The 18,810-nt window shown below is 46.4% G+C and carries 21 protein-coding genes; 6 read left to right on the plus strand and 15 right to left on the minus strand.

Annotated elements, in window-relative coordinates:
• Positions 1-295 precede the first annotated feature (295 nt).
• From RCF31_RS26080 to RCF31_RS26110, 7 genes are read right to left on the minus strand one after another with little or no spacing between them, the layout of a single operon-like run.
• Entirely contained in the window at positions 296-1,531 is a 1,236-nt protein-coding gene (locus tag RCF31_RS26080) for a Zn-dependent hydrolase (RefSeq protein WP_416414228.1), read from the minus strand.
• A gap of 3 nt (positions 1,532-1,534) precedes the next feature.
• Complete coding sequence (locus RCF31_RS26085) at positions 1,535-2,020, minus strand: L-2-amino-thiazoline-4-carboxylic acid hydrolase (protein WP_416414229.1); 486 nt, start codon at positions 2,018-2,020, stop codon at positions 1,535-1,537.
• Positions 2,021-2,034: 14 nt separating this feature from the next.
• Positions 2,035-3,180 (minus strand): branched-chain amino acid ABC transporter substrate-binding protein, encoded by a 1,146-nt coding sequence (locus tag RCF31_RS26090; protein ID WP_416414230.1) that lies wholly within the window; start codon positions 3,178-3,180, stop codon positions 2,035-2,037.
• Positions 3,181-3,206: 26 nt separating this feature from the next.
• Positions 3,207-3,929, minus strand: coding sequence for an ABC transporter ATP-binding protein (locus RCF31_RS26095; protein WP_416414231.1), 723 nt, complete (start codon positions 3,927-3,929; stop codon positions 3,207-3,209).
• Positions 3,922-4,689: an ABC transporter ATP-binding protein gene (locus tag RCF31_RS26100; RefSeq protein ID WP_416414232.1), complete on the minus strand. Its 768-nt coding sequence runs from the start codon at positions 4,687-4,689 to the stop codon at positions 3,922-3,924. The genes RCF31_RS26095 and RCF31_RS26100 overlap by 8 nt, the downstream gene beginning before the upstream one ends.
• Complete coding sequence (locus RCF31_RS26105; protein WP_416414233.1) at positions 4,686-5,789, minus strand: branched-chain amino acid ABC transporter permease; 1,104 nt, start codon at positions 5,787-5,789, stop codon at positions 4,686-4,688. The genes RCF31_RS26100 and RCF31_RS26105 overlap by 4 nt, the downstream gene beginning before the upstream one ends.
• 10 nt (positions 5,790-5,799) lie before the next feature.
• The gene (locus RCF31_RS26110; protein ID WP_416414234.1) at positions 5,800-6,750 is read right to left on the minus strand and encodes a branched-chain amino acid ABC transporter permease; all 951 of its coding nucleotides are present in this window, start codon (positions 6,748-6,750) and stop codon (positions 5,800-5,802) included.
• Positions 6,751-6,920: 170 nt separating this feature from the next.
• Here RCF31_RS26110 and RCF31_RS26115 point away from each other — a divergent pair, with 170 nt between their 5' ends.
• Positions 6,921-7,847 carry a LysR substrate-binding domain-containing protein gene (locus RCF31_RS26115; RefSeq protein ID WP_416414235.1) on the plus strand — a complete coding sequence of 309 codons (927 nt, stop codon included), beginning with the start codon at positions 6,921-6,923 and terminating at the stop codon, positions 7,845-7,847.
• A gap of 53 nt (positions 7,848-7,900) precedes the next feature.
• On the opposite strand, the gene srlR is transcribed toward RCF31_RS26115, so the two are convergent.
• The 7 genes from srlR to RCF31_RS26150 form a co-directional block, all read right to left on the minus strand.
• The gene (gene srlR, locus RCF31_RS26120) at positions 7,901-8,659 is read right to left on the minus strand and encodes a glucitol operon DNA-binding transcriptional repressor SrlR (protein ID WP_416414236.1); all 759 of its coding nucleotides are present in this window, start codon (positions 8,657-8,659) and stop codon (positions 7,901-7,903) included.
• A 95-nt stretch (positions 8,660-8,754) separates the two neighbouring features.
• Positions 8,755-9,117, minus strand: a complete 363-nt coding sequence (gutM, locus tag RCF31_RS26125) for a transcriptional regulator GutM (RefSeq protein ID WP_416414237.1) — start codon at positions 9,115-9,117, stop codon at positions 8,755-8,757.
• 49 nt (positions 9,118-9,166) lie between these two features.
• Entirely contained in the window at positions 9,167-9,946 is a 780-nt protein-coding gene (srlD, locus tag RCF31_RS26130; protein ID WP_416414238.1) for a sorbitol-6-phosphate dehydrogenase, read from the minus strand.
• A 13-nt stretch (positions 9,947-9,959) separates the two neighbouring features.
• Positions 9,960-10,328: a PTS glucitol/sorbitol transporter subunit IIA gene (locus tag RCF31_RS26135; protein WP_416414239.1), complete on the minus strand. Its 369-nt coding sequence runs from the start codon at positions 10,326-10,328 to the stop codon at positions 9,960-9,962.
• A gap of 12 nt (positions 10,329-10,340) precedes the next feature.
• Positions 10,341-11,345: a PTS glucitol/sorbitol transporter subunit IIB gene (locus RCF31_RS26140; protein ID WP_416414240.1), complete on the minus strand. Its 1,005-nt coding sequence runs from the start codon at positions 11,343-11,345 to the stop codon at positions 10,341-10,343.
• Between the two features lie 16 nt (positions 11,346-11,361).
• Positions 11,362-11,910 (minus strand): PTS glucitol/sorbitol transporter subunit IIC, encoded by a 549-nt coding sequence (locus RCF31_RS26145; protein WP_416414241.1) that lies wholly within the window; start codon positions 11,908-11,910, stop codon positions 11,362-11,364.
• A 338-nt stretch (positions 11,911-12,248) separates the two neighbouring features.
• A complete protein-coding gene (locus RCF31_RS26150; RefSeq protein WP_416414242.1) occupies positions 12,249-13,226 on the minus strand; it encodes an AraC family transcriptional regulator in 978 nt (325 codons plus the stop codon).
• A gap of 28 nt (positions 13,227-13,254) precedes the next feature.
• Here RCF31_RS26150 and RCF31_RS26155 point away from each other — a divergent pair, with 28 nt between their 5' ends.
• From RCF31_RS26155 to RCF31_RS26175, 5 genes are read left to right on the plus strand one after another with little or no spacing between them, the layout of a single operon-like run.
• Positions 13,255-13,806, plus strand: a complete 552-nt coding sequence (locus tag RCF31_RS26155; protein WP_416414243.1) for a carboxymuconolactone decarboxylase family protein — start codon at positions 13,255-13,257, stop codon at positions 13,804-13,806.
• A 28-nt stretch (positions 13,807-13,834) separates the two neighbouring features.
• The gene (locus RCF31_RS26160) at positions 13,835-14,884 is read left to right on the plus strand and encodes an acyl-CoA dehydrogenase family protein (RefSeq protein ID WP_416414244.1); all 1,050 of its coding nucleotides are present in this window, start codon (positions 13,835-13,837) and stop codon (positions 14,882-14,884) included.
• Positions 14,881-15,681 (plus strand): ABC transporter ATP-binding protein, encoded by an 801-nt coding sequence (locus RCF31_RS26165; protein WP_416414245.1) that lies wholly within the window; start codon positions 14,881-14,883, stop codon positions 15,679-15,681. Before RCF31_RS26160 ends, RCF31_RS26165 begins: the two co-directional genes overlap by 4 nt.
• A complete protein-coding gene (locus RCF31_RS26170; RefSeq protein ID WP_416414246.1) occupies positions 15,665-16,855 on the plus strand; it encodes an ABC transporter substrate-binding protein in 1,191 nt (396 codons plus the stop codon). The genes RCF31_RS26165 and RCF31_RS26170 overlap by 17 nt, the downstream gene beginning before the upstream one ends.
• Positions 16,852-17,595 (plus strand): ABC transporter permease, encoded by a 744-nt coding sequence (locus RCF31_RS26175; protein WP_416414247.1) that lies wholly within the window; start codon positions 16,852-16,854, stop codon positions 17,593-17,595. The genes RCF31_RS26170 and RCF31_RS26175 overlap by 4 nt, the downstream gene beginning before the upstream one ends.
• 76 nt (positions 17,596-17,671) lie before the next feature.
• On the opposite strand, the gene RCF31_RS26180 is transcribed toward RCF31_RS26175, so the two are convergent.
• Positions 17,672-18,397, minus strand: a complete 726-nt coding sequence (locus RCF31_RS26180) for an alpha/beta fold hydrolase (protein ID WP_416414248.1) — start codon at positions 18,395-18,397, stop codon at positions 17,672-17,674.
• Between the last annotated feature and the right edge of the window lie 413 nt (positions 18,398-18,810).

An 18,810-nucleotide genomic window follows, 5' to 3' on the forward strand; every position in this document is an offset into this window, starting at 1 on the left:
ATATGAGACACGAAAGTAAAAGGTGAATAAGTGAAATGGTTTTCTTAATTTGTGGAATTGATAGATCCTGTCTAAGCATAAAAGCACCATGTGAATTCATCTCCACTGGTGTTACAACGGGGGAAAAGTTGATCATCTCTGAAGATGCCAGAATAGCATCAGCAAGGCCATAAAATGGCACGTATACAGATTTCTATTCGGGATATAAAAGGTTACAGCATTTTTTCAATATCCACTTAACCAACATGCAGTTAAAAGAGGAGAGGACACTTAATAGCCCTCTCCATACCCGGAGTTACTTTTCGTTTGCTGCTTTCAAAAGCGTCGAAAACAAGACATTCGCCCCATTTTCTGCCCATTTCGGGTAAATCTTTTCTTCCTCGTTGTGGCTTATTCCTTTGACACAAGGGATAAAAATCATGGCAGTAGGGGCAACACGCTGCACATAACAGGCATCATGACCTGCGCCAGAAACCATTGGCCGTTGAGTATATCCCCTTTCCGCAATGGCACCTTCAATACGCTGCACACATGCCTGATCAAAGACCACTGGCGGATAATGAGAAAGACGTTTCAAATCTGACTTAAGATACCGGTCTGTTAATGCCTTAACCGCAGCTTCCAGTAAGGCATGCATCTCATCCAGCGCAGAATTTTCAGGATGCCTGAGTTCAACGCTACACAATACTTCCCCGGGAACAACATTGCGTGAATTAGGAGTGACCTGCACCATACCAATAGTTGCCCGGCCATCCGGGGCAAATCGATGTCCGATCCGTTCAACTGCGAGCGTAAACTGCGCAAATCCACACAAAGCATCAAGCCGTAGATTCATTGGCGTAGTACCCGCATGCGCAGCAAAACCTTGTATACGTAACTCATACCAGTTTTGCCCCATTGCGTGATGCACAACGCCAATATCAATAGATTCCTGCTCCAGTATTGGTCCTTGCTCGATGTGCAACTCGTAACAGGCGTGTAGTGGTCGTGCTTTGGAAGGAAATTTCCCTTTATATCCTATAGCCTTCAATGCCTGGTCAACCGTAACTCCGTTGGTATCACTGCGACTCAGAGCATATTCCTTCTCAATTGCTCCACTCCAGACACCTGAAGCTAACATTGCAGGCGCAAAACGCGCACCCTCTTCATTAGTCCAGTTTACCAGGATCAAGTCACGTTCTGTTTGAACACCGTGATCATTTAAAGTGCGAAGAACTTCAAGGCCCGCGAGTACGCCATAAATGCCGTCATAATTGCCACCCAGTGGTTGTGAATCACCATGTGAGCCAGTCAGTACAGGGGCAAGATTGGGATTTTTTCCGGGACGACAAATGAACATATTCCCTAGCTCATCCACTTCACAACCAAATCCATCCTCCTTCGCCCATTGGATTATTTTATCCCTCCCCTGTCTATCCTCGTCACTCAAGGCCAGCCTTGTTACCCCTCCATTTTCGGTTCCGCCAAAAGTGGAGAAGACCTCCAGAGTGTGCCAGAGCCGTTTTGCATTAATGCAGTAATCCTTTGTCATGTGCTATCTCTGCTTTTTAACTTGATAGCGAAAATCACAACGTTTTTCACCAGACATGATGGTCGTCGTTCGCTTCAATTCCACTTCAGGGGCATAACCGACAATAAACTTATCATCTCGTGCACAAGAGAGCAGATGACCAATCTCGCCCAGCCCCATTTCGTGATACATTTCAGCATAACGACAACGGATAACATCGTAGTTATAGTGGTCCCCGTCGTCATCAATGACCCGAACGTCCAGAGCGTTGTCTTTTTCCCACAAATATTGCAAAGCTACAAAGCTGCGCAGATCGGCTTTCTGCGGTTCACTTGCGGCAAATTCTCGCCCTGCCTGGACCGCGGCATTCTCAATTGCCTCTCCAATTATTGACTGAGCACGCTGTTTTCCCAGTTCACGCACCAGCAAGTCATAGATCGGTTTAATAATTTCAGCTTCGATTTTGCGACGGGCGAGAATACCCAGCTCTTGTTTTTGATTGCAGCTCATGTTTACTTCTCCGGTTATTTACTCGTCCCACCCAAGACAGTCTGGGGTTGCCATTTACCCTGAACAACTTTGTAAACGGTGAATGACGGATTTTTTAGGTTGCCCTGCCCATCAAAGGCAATATTTCCCGTGACGCCAGCGTAGTTGATGTTACGAAGTACAGGCAGATAAACACTGGCATCGGTAGAGTTAGCTTTCTGCATCGCGGCAATCAGTACACGGGTTGCATCATAGGCAAAGGGTGCATGCAGCTCGATATGAGTGTGGTAGCGTGACTGATAAGCTTGCTCAAACGATTTACCACCTGGCATCTGATCAATTGGCAGCCCCGGCTCCAGCGCTACCACGCCCTCACCCTCTTTTTGTGCCAATGTGAGGAATGTCTGGCTAACAAAGCCACCGGCTCCCATTAGTGTGGCATTGATCCCAAGCTGCTTGATGCGACGTGCCAACGGGGCGGCCTGGCTATCTACTCCGCCGAAGAAAATCAGATCCGGGTTTTTGCTGCGAATCGCCGTTAATACAGCACTGAAATCGACGGTTTTATCGTCCACATATTGACGATCGATAATCTTCACGCCTTGTGCATCTAGCGATTTGATAAATTCATCAGCCAGTCCCTGACCAAATGCAGTACGATCATCAATCACCGCGATACGTCTGGCCTTAAGCGTATTAACAGCGTACTGGCCTGCAAAGTTTCCACCATCATCATCATGACCCATAACACGGAAACTGGTATCGAATCCCTGCTGCGTATAGGCATGCCCTGTAGCGACTGGTGCTACCTGAGCAATTCCCGCATCATGATAGATACGTGCGGCAGGAATGCTTGTACCGGTATTCCAGTGTCCTACAACACCAGCAACACCGCTGTCGACCAGGCGTTGTGCTACCGCAACCGCAACCCGTGGATCAGATTGATCATCTTCTGACTGAAGTTTGAAGGTCACGGCCTTACCGCCAATAACCGGGTGGGATTTGTTAACATCATCAATAGCGAGCTGGGCACCGTTTTCCAGATCCTTCCCAATACGTGCAGACGGCCCCGTTAATGGCCCTGCCAGGCCAATGAGTACGGTTTCTTCCGCCTGCGCAAACCCTGCCAGACTCGCCAGCAGAAATGCACTACTAATGACGCTGATATTCATAATTTTCATTTTATTTTCCTGATGTTGGTAAGGAATTAAACGGGCAATTCGCCCAGGTAAATTTGTTGTATGCGGTCATCGGTGAGAAGTTCAGAAGAAGTGCCCTGATAAGGCAGCGTACCGCTGTCCATTACCCAGGCGTGATCGGTCACTTCCAGCGCCAGTCGTGCATTCTGTTCAATTAACAACAACGTGATACCGATCTCACGCAGCGATGCTATAACGGAGAAGATCTGATCTACCATGATGGGTGCAAGACCCATTGATGGCTCATCCAGGATCAGCAGCCGCGGTTGGCTGAGCAGAGCTCGGGCGAGAGCCAGCAGTTGCTGTTCTCCCCCGGACAGCAGCCCTGCCAGTTGTCTTTGCCGCTCACCAAGACGTGGAAAGCGTTCAAATAGTTTTTGGATTTCCTTGTTAACCTGTGCGGTATCGCGTCTTAGCCAGGCACCCATTTGCAGGTTCTCCAGTACCGTCATTCGGCTAAATATGCCGCGTCCTTCCGGTACCATGACGATGCCGAGTTTCAGCAAGGCATCAGGAGACTGCCCTTTAATTGATCTGCCACGCCACAGAATGTCGCCGCTAAAAGGCTGCAAACCAGCAATGGCTCGCACAGTGGAGCTTTTCCCTGCACCATTGGAACCAATCAGAGTGCCAAATTCCCCCTCCAGCAATGACAGGCTGATATCGCGCACTGCCTGAATACCACCGTAGTGCACGCTAAGCTGTTTAAGTTGAAGAATGGCTTCAGACATGGCTGCGTCCTCCCAGATATGCACGGATGACTTCGGGATCTGACCGCACCACTTCGGGTTCCCCTTCAGCAATAACCTTGCCGTAATCAAGCACGGACAACCGATCGCACAAGCCCATGATAAGTTTGACATCATGTTCAATAATCAGCAGCGTTTTCCCGTCATCACGGATTCGACGCAGAAGATCCCCCAACGCCACTTTTTCTGCAGCATTCATACCTGCGGCCGGTTCATCCAGGGCAAGCAACTTAGGCTCCGACGCCAGGGCACGAGCGATTTCCAGCCGACGTTGGTGGCCGTAAGCCAGATCACTGGCACGATAGTGAGCAAATTGAGCTATCCCTGTATAATCGAGCCAGTGCCACGCTAGTCTCTCGGTTTCTGCCTCTTCAGCACGGGCCTGACGATGGCGGCTAATTGCCGCCCAAAGGCCATTGCGGGTACGGACATGGCGGCCAATCATGACGTTCTCAAGCACGCTCATTTCATTAAACAGACGCAAATTCTGAAAGGTTCTGGCGATACCAGCCTGGGTCACTTTTTCAACCTTCTGTGGTTCATAACGCTTTCCGGCTAGCGAAAACTCACCACTATCGGCCCGATACATGCCGGTAATCAGATTAAAGCAGGTCGTTTTACCAGCGCCATTCGGGCCGATCAGGCCATAAATTTCTCCGGCATTAACCGTAAGGCTGATGTCGTTAACCGCTACCACGCCGCCAAAGCGTTTGTTAAGATGACGTATCTGCAACAGACTCATGCCTTTCCTCCCTGCTGACGGGCCGGCCACAGACCATGAGGGCGAAACAACATCACCAGAACTAGCGCAAGTCCATAAAAGAGCTGGCGCAGAATTTCAGGATCAATCACAACAGTACCAAACAATGCCTGTTGCAGCGGGATCGCCTGGCTGCGCAGCACCTCCGGTAACGCAGACAACAACACCGCACCGAGGATGACGCCAGGAACATGGCCAATCCCCCCCAAAACAACCATCGCCAGCACGACAATCGATTCCTGCAATGTGAATGACTCGGGCGAGACAAAACCCTGAAATGAGGCGAACATCACTCCGGCCAGGCCGCCAAATGACGCACCCAACGCAAATGCCAGCAATTTGTAATTGCGTATGTTGATACCCATTGCACGCGCTACATCCTCATCTTCACGTATGGCGTGCCAGGCGCGACCAATGCGTGAACGTTGCAGACGAATGCATACCATCACAATGGCAATAATGAGCACTGCAAACAGGTAGTACCACAAATACAACGCCGGCATTTTCATGCCAAACAGATGAAAGACTCCTCTAAACTGCACACCAAAAAGACTCAGGGTATCCACGCCGGAAATCCCTTTAGCACCATTGGTGATGTTTACCGGACGATCCAAATTGCGCATCAGAATGCGAATGATTTCACCAAAGCCAAGTGTCACGATGGCAAGGTAATCGCCACGCAGTCCGAGCGTAGGTGCACCTAACAGGATGCCAAATACACCGGCAATTAATGCCGCCAGGGGCACCAGCAACAGATATGAAGTATGCAGACCCGCCGGAAACATCGACTGCAACGCCGGAAATACGTCGAGAAGATGGGGGGAGGCCAGCAGTGCTGCGAGATAAGCACCGACAGCGTAAAAAGCGATGAACCCCATATCGAGCAAACCGGTGAAACCCACGACAATATTGAGTCCCAGAGCCAACATGATGTAGAGCAGTGTAAAGTCGATAACTCTGACCCAGTAATTACCACCTGCTGCAGAAGCAAGCCATGGCGCAATAATCAACCCCACCAGCAGCAGTAATACACCACCGTTTATTTTTTTACGCGGAGCATGTTCAGTCGCGATGATGCTCATTGCACTTTCCTCAGGCACGCTGTGCCACACGTTCACCCAGCAGACCTGCAGGACGGAAAACAAGTACCAAAATCAACACAATAAAGGCGAATACATCCTGATAATTGCTGCCAAAGACTCCATTGGTTAGCTCACCGAGATAACCTGCCCCCAGAGATTCAATCATCCCCAGCAACAGGCCACCCAGCATGGCTCCGCGCAGATTGCCGATGCCTCCTAGTACCGCTGCGGTAAAAGCTTTAATTCCAGGCAGGAAGCCCATCGAGAAACTGGCGTTCCCGTAATTGCTCGCCATCATCACTCCAGCCAGTGCAGCAAACACGCCACCGATAGCGAATGTCAGAGTGATGATACGATTGGGATTGACGCCCATCAGACTGGCAACGCGAGGATTCTCCGCCACGGCTCGCATCCCACGCCCCAGACGCGTATGTTCTGCCAGCAGCCAAAGTCCGGCCATCGCTGTCAGTGCCAGGAATAAGGTAACAATGCCCGTTATTGTCACAATCGCAGGGGGATGCTCTGCACTCCCTGCAGTAATCGCAATCGGATCCATGGGCAGCACCTGCGGGAACATCAGCGGGTTGCGGCTCCAGATAATCATGGCAAGGGTCTGTAAGAGTACGGACAGGCCGATACCGCTAATCAGCGGTGCCAGGCGAGGCGCATTACGAAGCCTGCGATAAGCAAATCGTTCAATACTTATGGCAAGCAGTGCGCATACCAGCATCGCAAAAAGTGTTGCCAGGAGGAGAACAACCAGCACATTGAGAGCGGGAAAGTGCTGTGTCAGCACCTTCATCCCTGACAATGTGGTTAAGGCACCCACCATCAAAACATCACCATGAGCAAAATTGATGATGCGCAGAATCCCGTACACCATGGTGTAACCAAGCGCGACCAGCCCATAAATGCTGCCTAGCATCAGGCCGTTAATAAGTTGCTGTATAAATGTGTCCACAAGATCTATCCGGTATTAAGTGTTGCGTGCTTAACATCCGTTAATTGAGATACATTGTGAAATACAGAGTTATTCTTACTTATGGCGAAAGGGTTTTTTTATTATCTTGTTGATTTATATATATTTAATACAAATGAAATCATTAAGACTACTGAGAAAAAGTTAAACATATGAGAAAAACAGAACAATTGGCTTCAACTAATGCCTGTGCGGAAGGTCTGTTTCCTGGCGATCCTCCGTTACGTGCCGTGCGAATTTTTGAAGCAATTGCACGGCTTGGTAGCCTAAGTGGTGCCGCAGAAGAGTTGGCAATTTCACCGTCAGCTGTCAGCCACCAGCTCAGGCTGCTGGAAAATTTCTTACAACAACCACTGATGCAGCGACAGGGACGCAGATTAATACTGAGCAACGCTGGTCGTGAGTATTATCGCTCCATCCGTTCCGCCTTTACTGTTTTACGTCAGGCGACAGGGCACCTGCTGGAACAGGGGAATTCACGTCAGGTCACGATCAGCCTGATCCCGTTGTTTGGCATGAGCTGGTTTATTCCCCGTTTGCCGCAGTTTGCTAATAAGCATTCTCCGGTAGAGATCAACGTCGTATATGCTAACCATCGAAACTACCTGAGTGACGCTTCCGATTTATCGATTCGTTTCGGTAGTGGCCAGTGGACCGGATATAACGCAGAAAAGCTTATCTCAGGAAAAATGATCCCGGTGGCAAGCCGAGACTTTATCCGTTTACGCGGATACATCGATACACCAGAGTTACTGGCACAAACGCCATTGGTACATGATGAAGAACGAGCCTCATGGCAGCAGTGGTTCGCCAGGCGAGCTATCCGAAATTTTCGCCGTGATGGCCCATTGTTTGAGGATGGTTTATTAACGCTGGCAGCGGTACGCGCCGGACTTGGTTGTGCACTGATGCGTGAACCAATGATTGCTGATTATCTTAAATCGGGTGAACTGGTAAAACTGTTTGATGACGCAGTTGATGACGGACGAGATTACTATTTATGTGTCCGTCAGGATATGGAGTTGAGCGAAGAAGCGAAATTACTTCAACAATGGTTGCATAATGAAGCCCGCCAATAGCTCTTGTTGCTGCCTTATTGTGATAAGGCAGTCCAACAAAAAAAGAGTCTTTTTCAGACAATAATCACCTCGATTGATTTTTGCTCAAGTTCAGCCACAATTTCAGGAGGAATGTCACTGTCTGTTATCAGGATGTCAACATCATCAAGACTACACACCACATTAGGACTTTTACGGCCAAATTTAGACGAATCGACAAGTAATACAATCTTCTTCACTGCCCGACACATAGCCTGGCTCACACCGAAGACTTCATTAAAGGTTGTAACTCCAGCAACCAGGTCAACTCCATCAGCACCAATGAATAATTTATCGAAGCTAAACTGGCTAAATGCCGCCTCTGCAAGGCTACCGTGAAAAGATGCTGAAGTTTTACGAAATGTCCCCCCCGGCATGAGGATCACCTGGTCGTTCTGAAGTTCGACTAATTCATTGATAATAGTCAGGCTGTTAGTCATAACTGTTATGTTGTTGAAATGCGAAAGATAAGGGACCATTTGCAACACGGTACTGCCTGCATCAAATATCAGTGAATCCCCTTCAGTTATCAATGCAGCAGCTTCAGCAGCAATACGTTTCTTTTTGTCTGTATTAATGAGTGTTTTACGATCAATAGGTTGATCACCTTCGTCTCTGTTCAACATCACGCCGCCGTAGGTACGAATCACAGCGCCTTCCTGTTGCAACCTTGTTAGATCCTTACGGATAGTCGTTCCTGTGGCATCGAAATGAGTAATGAGTTCTTCGACCCTGGTTCGCCCTTTTTTCTGCAGATACTCAAGAATCAGCGCCTGGCGTTGTTGCGGTTTCATAAGGATGTCCTTGTCATGCTAATTGCAACTTCCTCTCTCATCCCGAACGTCTCAAAGCGTGATGCAAAAGGATTTTTCTTTCAAAACGAAAGGTATCATCCTTTATTTGCTAAGGCTAATGTCAAAGCTTGCTGAATCGATTTATTTTTCGGGAAAACTTGCTGTGGAACAATGTCTTCAAGTTTTGTTCCTTTCAACTGAGGAATCTCTACGGGCCGGGCAAAAATTGTCAGACCTTTCAGAATAAAATTTCCTGTTACGACATTACTCTCATCCAGGCTAAGCGCCAGTACAACTCTCGGTTGAAAACGCCCGGCAGATCGTCCAATACAGACACGACCATTGTGTGATAACTGCAGCAACGCTCGATTGAACTGCTGGATTTGCAACCATCCCAGCGCAATCTGTAAACACCATGCTCCCACAGCCAATAAAATCAACGCGGTTACAGCATCCATATCGCCACCTTTGGAAAATAGCTGGCAACCAATATTGCCAGCACATTAATTAGAACATTACCTGACCACCGGTAATATTAATCGACTGGCCAGTGCAGTAGGCCGCTTTGTCGCTCGCATAAAACAGGAGTACGTTAAGCACATCTTGATAGTCACACCCACGTTTAAGTGGCACTTTATCTACATAATATTGTTCAACTTCATCGGGCTGAATTCCGAGTTTTTCTGCATACTGAGGAAGAAGTGACTGGAACATGGGTGATTTCAGCAAATTACCCAGCATGAGTGAATGCACAGTAATACCGTATTCTGCTAAATCGAGTGCCAACGACTGGGTAAGCCCAACTCCACCGAATTTAGCTGCACTATAACCTGAGTTGTGTTTGCTACCTACTTTGCCAGACTTAGAATTGATCTGAATGATTCGGCCTTTAATGTCATCACGAATCATCAGTTTCGAAAACTCACGGGCACAAAGGAAATAACCAACAAGATTTACCTGTAGTGAAAGGTCAAAATCATCCAGCATAAACTGGGTGATGGGTGCAGCTTTTGCCACCCCAGCACTGTATACCAGTAAATCGCACCGTCCAAAAGTCGTCTCAACAGCTGCCGCCAGCGCCTGAACACTGGCTTCACTGGTGGCATCTACAGCGAATCCCTGGGCAATGGCTTCACCAAACTGGCTATTAATCCGATCCGCAACGCCATTCGCATTGTTCACATTTAAATCTGCAACGGCAATCCTGTATCCTGCCTCAGCCAGACCTTCACACAGGAAAGCCCCCAGCGTCTGACCACCACCGATGACTACAGCAACCTGTCCCATATTTCTCTCCTGATTAATCACTGAATACACAAAATTTTTCGCCAACATGAATCACTGCCGGCGGCTTACCGATAACGTGAATCGTTCCTGGAAACTCCGGGCTGCTGGAACCATCAAAACGCAGAGTTATGTGACCCAGATCGCGTAAATTTTCGCGAGCGACATCCCCAACAGCAGTTATTGGATATTGATGTTCGCCTAAAGTAATTAACGCACCGGCTGAGAAGTTCTCACCGGGGTTAATATCACTACGGTGAATAAAGCAATATTCTGCAATGTCATTTGGCGCACCCTCACCAAATGTTATAAGGAAATTATCATCAAGAGCTTCTGCCGCTGATTTACCGATGGCAATGAATGTTGACTCGTAAATGGTTTTCATGAAGCCTCCTTATTATTGATAAATAAATCCAGACACAGCCCAGGCAAGCAAAACAGAGGGGGCTCCAGTGAGAAATCGGCCAACTAACACAGAAGGAACCGCAACACGAACAGTTTCCTGTTTTGCATTTGCCAGAGATAATCCAACGGGAATAAAGTCACAGGCTGCCTGCGCATTAATTGCAAATAGTGCGGGAAGTGCCAAATGTGGGGGAATAGTTCCCTGCCCAATCTGGACACCGATCAAGACCCCAATGACCTGTGCAATTACCGCCCCTGGTCCGAGGAACGGTGACAGTAATGGGAAAGAACAGATGAGTGCCAGGGTGACCAGGCCAAGCGGATTAGTTGCCAGTGGGGTTAATCCATGAGCAACAAAATCCCCCAGCCCGGATGCCATGATGATGCCAATAAGGGCTGATACAAAAGCCATAAAGGGCAAAATCGTTTTAAGTACCGTATCAATGGTTTCCCGGCCTGCCTGGAACAGAACGGCTACAACAGATCCCATGCCCATACCCACTTTTGCAAGCAGGCCATCACTCTGTTCAGTAATTTTCTTGCTGGTGTCATAGTCGCGGCCAGTCAAAGCCCCTTGAGTTGACAGTTCCGAAGCCACTTCTGTTTTTTGTACAGATTCAGCGACGTTATCGTTAGCCGCAGAAATATCTTCAACCCGGACACCAGAAACATAAATATCTTCTGTGATGAACTGAGCCAGTGGTCCCGATTTTCCTGTCGCATGGATGTTAATCGTAGGAATACGACGTTTGGGATAGAGTCCACAACGCAACGTGCCACCACAATCAATAACCGCAACACCAATTTCATCGACTGGAGGTTCCCCTTCCCGGAAACCATCAACAGCTTCCCACCCAGTCAACGTTTTAAGTCGATCGACTATTGCTGGTCGAGTCCCTGCAGTGACATAAACTATTTTTTTCCCCGGTGTAACCTCGATCGACAGGGGGCCACCCCAACCACTTTCACCTTTACGAACTTCAATCGTGTTAGCCATTATTAAGCCTCGATTTTTATAAGCGAACATGACGTTCAAGTTGAAGGCCCATTTTTTTCTCAAAAATGGTAGTTGTAAGGTCAGTAACCCATCCTCGGAAAAAATTGGTGACCAAACCTACGAGTAGATAGCTCACAGCCAAAGGTCCCAGAGGCAAATGCAGCGTAGTCAGCCCACTTGCTATCCCCAGATAAACAAACAATTCGCCGGGATTAATATGTGGAAATAAACCATTCATTGAGTGACAACTGTAGGACGCGGCGGCGTAATAGCTCGGTTTATACTTTTCCGGCATGAACTTACCCAGGCTATGCGTCATCGGATTACAGAAGACAAAAGTACCGATGGTGGGTAGTAACAGATAACGTGAGATGGGGTTACCAGCACAGCGTTGGGCCAGTTTCTCAATTCGGCGTTGACCAACAAAAACAATCAGTGCATTCATGATCACAAGCAGGCTAATAAGCAGGGGCAGTATTCCCGTCACCATCCCAACAAACACCTCTCCACCTTTTTGAAACAGCCCAATAAACCACTCGGCACCGTGGGTGATGATTTCTATCATTTATGAAATCCTTATGTAGAGAACAGTTGATGTAATTTTTCACTGCGAACACAAGGTAGATCGAAAATGGACCTAAAAATGCAATAATGATCACAAAATGATTATAAAATCTTTTATTGTGAAAGATGAAATGAAAGATTTAATCTTTCATTTGAGACTCTAATGAAGGTGAAGAAAACCTGAAAGGCTATGCCAGTGGGTGTTATAGGATGGGTGGCAATGTGAATGACGATGAGTACGCCTTGAAATAATCCTTTGAACCAACAATAACATTTAGCGCCCAGCCAAATTCATAAGTTGAAATCATGCAGCTGATCCACGCAAAAATTACCTGTCAATTAATGATTAGATTTACGGCTATAACGTCCGGGCGTCTCGCCTGTTACACGCTGGAAAGCTCGGCTAAAGGCAGCCTGTGACTGATATCCCACTTTCTCTGCACATTCAGTCAGTGATACGCCATCATCAATTGCCTGGCATGCAAGAGCGATTCTTACATGCCTCACCATATCGGCTGGTGAGAGCGGTGAAGCCTGACTAAACCGCTGGGTGAACCACGAACGAGACATACCTGATGCCTGAGCCATGTTTTCCACCGTCCAATCTCGATCAGGAAACAAAACAATTTCCGCTAGCAGATGTAAAAACTCTTTAGAGACCGGTACTCTTCCTAATGGGCTTATGAGCGGATGCGCAATAAATTGCTGTCTTATAACCATAAAAAAAATCATTTCAGTCAATGACACGACCAGCTTTTCGCTTTTATGATCAGTCCGAATAGCTTCCTGAGTAATCACATCGACTAACTTTCTCACAGAACCAGAGTGGTCATCCTGCTTTCTGAATAAAATCATCTGAGGAAGAAAATGCAAAATCATTTTACTAACAACTGAAGTAAAGGTAATAAAACCGCATGTTAACGCTGTTCCCTCCTCATCTTTGTACGTCATTGGTTGCATTTCTCGTTGTGGAGCATCAAAAGCCTCCTCACGATCCTGAAACCCAGACAACACAAATGGACAATCCTGTAAAAATAGAACCATGTCCCCTTCCTGCAAAAAAGTAGGTATAGGTTGGGAACCATGATGAAGCCAGCCAGTACCTTCCATTATAATATGATAGCTCGCCTTCCCTGCGCCTGCAGTGCTTCCTTTCCATGCACCGCAGTATTTCCCCATGTGATAAACAGTATTCTGAATAGTAAGGTTATCTAATAACCATTCGATATTAAACATAACAAACAGGACTATAAAAAAGGACGAATGAACAATTTTTAAATCATTATCAGCATTGCTGTCAACTGCCAATAAAAACATAATTACATCAGTTAATCTGGAGGACAAAATGTCAAGAATCACTTTACAAAAGCTGGAAAGCGCCCCCATTGCATCGCAACCTTATCTGGAAAACGCAAAACGCTTATCTGGTTTTATTCCTAATCTACTACTTAATTTAGCAAATTCACCACAAGCACTTGAGGTATACGTCACTGTCAGCAATATCAACAATAAAAATAGTTTGTCACCAGCAGAACGAGAAACAGTGCAATTAATTGCTGCCACAACTCATGATTGTGCTTTTTGTGTAGCAGGCCATTCTGCCACTGTGGAAAAGAAAAAGATTATGTCTGCTGATGATCTCAAAGCACTGCGTGAACGCAACCCTCTTCCTGACGAGCACCTGGAGGCTATAGCTGAGTTTACCCGTGCAGTGATTGCCAATCGTGGAGCTGTCACTGAAGCGGAATGGGAAAATTTCCGGGGAGCAGGTTATAGCGAACAACAGGCACTCGACGTCATCCTGGGAGTAAGCCTGGCTACCCTATGCAATTTTGCCAATAGCCTTGCTCAAACCCCTTTAAACCGTGAATTGAGCCAATGGGCCTGGTCGAAATAGCTTACTCCATGAACCTCTGAGGACAATCATGCTTACTCCTACATTACGCGCCTGGCTTGATAATAATGCGCTCTTGCTTGATCAAACCAGTGATCTAACGTCGGAGCTTTTTCAACAACTGGCCACCTCAGATTTATTTCGCATCGGTGTACCATCTGAATTGGGTGGCTTAGGCGGATCGATACTGGATGCTATCAATGCGTTGAGCCAGGTAGCAACCCATTCACTCACCGCTGCATTTATGTTTTGGGGCCACAGGACCTATATCGAGATACTTCTTCAGGCATCTTCGGAACAGCTAATCAAAGAAGAGTTAGTCTTGCTCCTGTCTGGTCAACTAGCAGGGGCAACCGGTTTATCAAATGCCATGAAATTTTTATCAGGCATTGAAGAACTTCAAGTCAAGGGATGTAAGCACGGTGACAGTTGGCACATTAGCGGGAAGCTTCATTGGGTGACAAATCTGCAACATAGCGGCTTTAGAATTGTGACTGTTATAGAACCTGATGATGGCAGTGAACCTTTCATTGCCAGTATTGCATCTAACCAGGCTGGCGTTACGCTTTCTCCTGAACTCTCTCTAATGGGGATGCAGGGAAGCGCCACGGCTGCCATCGTTTTTGATGACGTAAAACTGCGCGATGTTCAGGTGATCCACCCTTCAGCCCGCCAATATCTACCACTTTTACGCCCGCACTTTCTTGGTCTGCAATGCGGTATGGCATTAGGTATGGTTGCGCGCACTCTCAATGAGAGCAAGATAAAACTGAACAATGTATTGCACTCACAATGGGAAGAGGCAAATTCCGAGTTCCGGCAGGTTAATAGGAGCCTTTTAGAAGGCATCGGTTCAGGACAATTTATTCAACAGCCAGAAAAGTTGTTTCGACTGCGTCTGGCTTTGATAAATCTTGCACAAAGATGTATGCAGCTGGAGTTGATGCAAGCAGGTGGTAAAGCCTACCTTTCCCCTCATGGCGATCAGATTGCACGTCGATGGCGCGAATGTGCTTTTCTACCCCTGGTGACGCCGAGCGTAACTCAACTTACTCAGCAATTATCGAGGCGTAAGAAATGAGTGCACTATTACAGGCTCACAAATTAGATATTGGTTACCAGCATAGCGGAAAGGTAACCCGATTAATGCAGCATTTTGATTTTACATTAAGTGAAAATGAAATCGTTGCAGTAGTGGGATCAAGTGGTGTAGGTAAATCCAGTTTGTTACGAATCCTTGCCGGCCTGGAAAAGCCATTATCAGGTGAGGTGACCTGGTTGGGGAAAGTACTTACTGGACCACATCCTCGTCTGTCAGTCGCTTTCCAGGATGCTACGTTATTACCGTGGCTTACACTTGAGCAAAATGTCGCTTTTGGTCTGGATTTTCGTCATCAGCCTCGCATCTCTGCGTCTCAGCGACAAACCAGAATAATGAAAGCAATTGAATCAGTCGGATTAATTCAACATCTGGGTAAAATGCCTGCCCAACTTTCAGGCGGTATGGCACAACGCGTTGCTTTGGCCCGCTGCCTGGCACGATTACCGAAGGTGATGCTGCTGGATGAGCCATTTAGCGCGCTGGATGAAATAACCCGGCATGATATGCAACGTTTATTGATATCAGTTTTGCGTCAACATCGCATGTCTGCGTTATTAATAACACACGATATAGATGAAGCATTATTAGTTGCAGACCGGATAATTTTATTAGGAGGTCAACCTGGACAGATTATGGGGATTTGGCGACTCCCTCTCCCTTATCCACGTGATAATCTCCTTGAGGATCTTGCTAAATATAGAATTGAGATCCTGAAAAAACTGCATGAGTTAACCCGTAAGAATGACGTGGAGAAATACAATGTGCCAGATGTGTGACAACCTGACGCGTAGAGATTTTTTAAAATTAAGCGCTTTGCTGACAACCGGGGCAGCACTCCCACTGATTCTTCAACAGCAGGCACGTGCAGCAGCTGAACCGAATGCTCCTGTCAGGATCGGATATTTGCCGATTACCGATGCTGCACCGCTTCTGGTAGCACATGGGCTGGGTTTATACGACAAGGCCGGTTTAAAAGCAGATAAACCTGTTATGTTCCGAAGCTGGTCACAACTGACCGAAGCATTTATTGCCGGCAATGTTAATGTGATACATATGCTCGCACCAGTAACTATCTGGGCGCGCTATAAGACTAAGATTCCTGCAAAAGTGGTAGCCTGGAACCATACCAATGGTTCCGCCTTAACCGTTTCTCCTTCTATCAATCAAATTACTGATTTATCAGGTAAAACTGTTGCAGTACCTTTTTGGTATTCAATTCACAACATTGTACTTCAGCAAATGCTGCGCAACTCTGGATTAGAAGCCGTAATGGGCACACCCGGTGAAAACCAGGTAAAACTGGTTATCCTTTCACCTTCAGATATGGTCCCAGCTTTAGCATCAGGTCAGATTCACGGCTTTATTGTGGCAGAACCCTTCAATGCACTAGCTGAAGCTAGCAAAGTTGGAAAAATTTTACGTTTCACAGGTGATGTCTGGCAAAACCATGCCTGCTGCGTCGTTATGATGCATGAAAATGATCTGACCCAGCGCCCAGCATGGAGCCAGGGAGTCACAGATGCCATCGTTAACGCACAGAAATGGATCCGTGAGAACAGAGAGCAATCAGCACAAATGCTGTCACGACAAGATGCGCATCACTACACCCCACATGATAATGGTGTGTTACGCCAGGTGATGCTACCAACTGAAGCTTTGCAAAAAAGCTGGATAGAAAGTGGTGCTATAAGACACCCTGACTGGCACCAAAAACGCATAGACTTTCAGCCCTGGCCCTATCCCAGCTATTTTGCATCACTCACTGAGCAATTAAAACTGACAACAATTGAGGGCGATAATACTTTTATCAAGCAACTCGATCCACAACAGGTGGCTAAAGACCTGGTAGAAGAAAAGTTCGTCCGCGAGAGCATTATACGGGCCGGAGGTATGAAAGCATTTGATTTGCCCGAGCACACTTATAGTCGAGAGGAAGTTATTACCTCATGAAAAGAAGTATAGTGCACCTGAGCTGGTCGTTACCTGGATTTGCTGTATTAATCACGATCTGGTGGTTAGTGACAAATGCTTCAGATGGTATGGCAACTTTATTTTCACCAGAGCAAGCATTTATCAGCCTCTGGGTAATGTTCCATCAGGGATTATTAATACAAAACATCATTGTCAGCCTTTCACGCGTTGCAATAGGTTTAGGATTCGCGTTATTAATTGGAGTACCTATAGGATTAATGATTGGATGCTCTGCTGTACTTGAGCGAATCACAATGCCCGCGATGCAGTTTTTACGTATGGTCTCCCCCATTTCATGGATGCCCATTGCAGTCATGATGCTAGGTATTGGAGATCACTCAATTTGGTTTCTTCTGGCATTTGCCGCTGTCTGGCCGATCATTCTTAATACAGCCAGCGGTGTAAAGCAATTGCCTCCAGGCTGGACGATGTTGGCGAAATCACTAAGTGCAACCCCTGTAGAATGGTTATGGTATATTGTAGTCCCTGCAGTAAGAATACACGTTCTAACCGGGATCCGATTATCTATCGGGGTTCTATGGATCGTACTTGTCCCCTGTGAAATGCTGGGTGTAAACTCTGGACTTGGTTATGCAATTCTGGATGCACGCGACCGTCTGGATTACCCAGCACTAATGGCCGTTATTATCACCATCGGATTTATAGGGTTTGTGATGGATTGGCTTTCTCGTATTTTGATATCGCATACCAGACATTAATTAAATATTAATGCTATACAAAAATCATGATATATATTAAAAAGACAAGTCTCTCAGCAGAGACTTGTCTTTTGTTTTAAATAATCCTAATCAACAATTTGCTCAGCTCAGATGTCTTTGTAAAGAATGGCTCATGGCCGGCATCCAATGTATAAATTTCAGAAATCCCGGCACGCTCAGCCATAGTTTTTTGAAGCAACGGAGATATTGCGTGATCTTCACCACTAATTATATATGCCTTAGTAAGACGTTCAAAACCCTCTGTCTGGACCAAGGATGTTGTTATTGGTGCTAAGGGTTGAGGCTTAAACTTGTGAATGATTGCTCCAAGGTCAGGCCCCGAATAGTCGTGAAAAAATGTCTCAGCAATTTTATCTGAATTAAGTACAGCCACGCCTTCATCCAAAAGATATTGTGCAATGGGTCCCGGAGTTCCTAACTCAGTACTCAGTTGGCCTAATGACGCAACAGACTCTCCGGTCTGAGGAAGAAAAGCACATACATATATAATTTTTGCAAATAACTCTGGAGCAAGAGAGGCAGCCGCGGTGACCGCTGCTCCTCCCATACTATGCCCTACAAGAAAAATATCCCCACGATTAGAAAATTTAAGCGCTTCTTGTATGATTTTTTGGGCATACGAGTCTAACGATACCTGGCTAACAGGTGTATTGTCATCTCCACTACCAGGCAGATCAAGTGCCCTGGCGTTACAGCCAGCACTAGTCAGCGCATTGATAACAGGCTCCCAAGCCCAGCCACCCTGCCATGCGCCGTGAACAAACAAAATTTTCTTCATCATTTAACCCCATGAATTTAGACTTAATCAACATTAAGTGAAAATTATGATAAAAATTAAAGATACAGTATGATGATTAAATCTTAGATCAGTTATCTGGAATCAGCAATTTCATAACATGGTAAAATACCTGGCAGAGCGAGTTAACAACATAATCAATTGAAGCAAACCATTTATGTATTGAAATAAGCATTTAACCCAACTGAAAAGTCAGTCAAGCACGAATAACATGATTAATGTTAATATCATGTTGATAACTATATGAGCACATAACAGATAAAAACACCTGACTTATGATGATTGAATTCATCAAGTATACAACTATAAATTATTACTGAAGAGTATATCCATGGCAGTTAATGCCGGCTTCAACAACCACTTCGCCATGAGGAGTGATTACCTCAAAAAAGAACGAT

The organism is Pantoea sp. App145 (assembly GCF_047947045.1).
Lineage (GTDB): Bacteria > Pseudomonadota > Gammaproteobacteria > Enterobacterales > Enterobacteriaceae > Pantoea.

What these genes read in the sequence shown, in the direction of transcription:
- RCF31_RS26080 (WP_416414228.1), bottom strand. Translation starts at nt 1,531, where the DNA reads ATGACAAAGGATTACTGCATTAATGCAAAACGGCTCTGGCACACTCTG.
- RCF31_RS26085 (WP_416414229.1), bottom strand. Translation starts at nt 2,020, where the DNA reads ATGAGCTGCAATCAAAAACAAGAGCTGGGTATTCTCGCCCGTCGCAAA.
- RCF31_RS26090 (WP_416414230.1), bottom strand. Translation starts at nt 3,180, where the DNA reads ATGAAAATTATGAATATCAGCGTCATTAGTAGTGCATTTCTGCTGGCG.
- RCF31_RS26095 (WP_416414231.1), bottom strand. Translation starts at nt 3,929, where the DNA reads ATGTCTGAAGCCATTCTTCAACTTAAACAGCTTAGCGTGCACTACGGT.
- RCF31_RS26100 (WP_416414232.1), bottom strand. Translation starts at nt 4,689, where the DNA reads ATGAGTCTGTTGCAGATACGTCATCTTAACAAACGCTTTGGCGGCGTG.
- RCF31_RS26105 (WP_416414233.1), bottom strand. Translation starts at nt 5,789, where the DNA reads ATGAGCATCATCGCGACTGAACATGCTCCGCGTAAAAAAATAAACGGT.
- RCF31_RS26115 (WP_416414235.1), top strand. Translation starts at nt 6,921, where the DNA reads ATGAGAAAAACAGAACAATTGGCTTCAACTAATGCCTGTGCGGAAGGT.
- srlR (WP_416414236.1), bottom strand. Translation starts at nt 8,659, where the DNA reads ATGAAACCGCAACAACGCCAGGCGCTGATTCTTGAGTATCTGCAGAAA.
- gutM (WP_416414237.1), bottom strand. Translation starts at nt 9,117, where the DNA reads ATGGATGCTGTAACCGCGTTGATTTTATTGGCTGTGGGAGCATGGTGT.
- srlD (WP_416414238.1), bottom strand. Translation starts at nt 9,946, where the DNA reads ATGGGACAGGTTGCTGTAGTCATCGGTGGTGGTCAGACGCTGGGGGCT.
- RCF31_RS26135 (WP_416414239.1), bottom strand. Translation starts at nt 10,328, where the DNA reads ATGAAAACCATTTACGAGTCAACATTCATTGCCATCGGTAAATCAGCG.
- RCF31_RS26140 (WP_416414240.1), bottom strand. Translation starts at nt 11,345, where the DNA reads ATGGCTAACACGATTGAAGTTCGTAAAGGTGAAAGTGGTTGGGGTGGC.
- RCF31_RS26145 (WP_416414241.1), bottom strand. Translation starts at nt 11,910, where the DNA reads ATGATAGAAATCATCACCCACGGTGCCGAGTGGTTTATTGGGCTGTTT.
- RCF31_RS26150 (WP_416414242.1), bottom strand. Translation starts at nt 13,226, where the DNA reads ATGTTTTTATTGGCAGTTGACAGCAATGCTGATAATGATTTAAAAATT.
- RCF31_RS26155 (WP_416414243.1), top strand. Translation starts at nt 13,255, where the DNA reads ATGTCAAGAATCACTTTACAAAAGCTGGAAAGCGCCCCCATTGCATCG.
- RCF31_RS26160 (WP_416414244.1), top strand. Translation starts at nt 13,835, where the DNA reads ATGCTTACTCCTACATTACGCGCCTGGCTTGATAATAATGCGCTCTTG.
- RCF31_RS26165 (WP_416414245.1), top strand. Translation starts at nt 14,881, where the DNA reads ATGAGTGCACTATTACAGGCTCACAAATTAGATATTGGTTACCAGCAT.
- RCF31_RS26170 (WP_416414246.1), top strand. Translation starts at nt 15,665, where the DNA reads ATGTGCCAGATGTGTGACAACCTGACGCGTAGAGATTTTTTAAAATTA.
- RCF31_RS26175 (WP_416414247.1), top strand. Translation starts at nt 16,852, where the DNA reads ATGAAAAGAAGTATAGTGCACCTGAGCTGGTCGTTACCTGGATTTGCT.
- RCF31_RS26180 (WP_416414248.1), bottom strand. Translation starts at nt 18,397, where the DNA reads ATGATGAAGAAAATTTTGTTTGTTCACGGCGCATGGCAGGGTGGCTGG.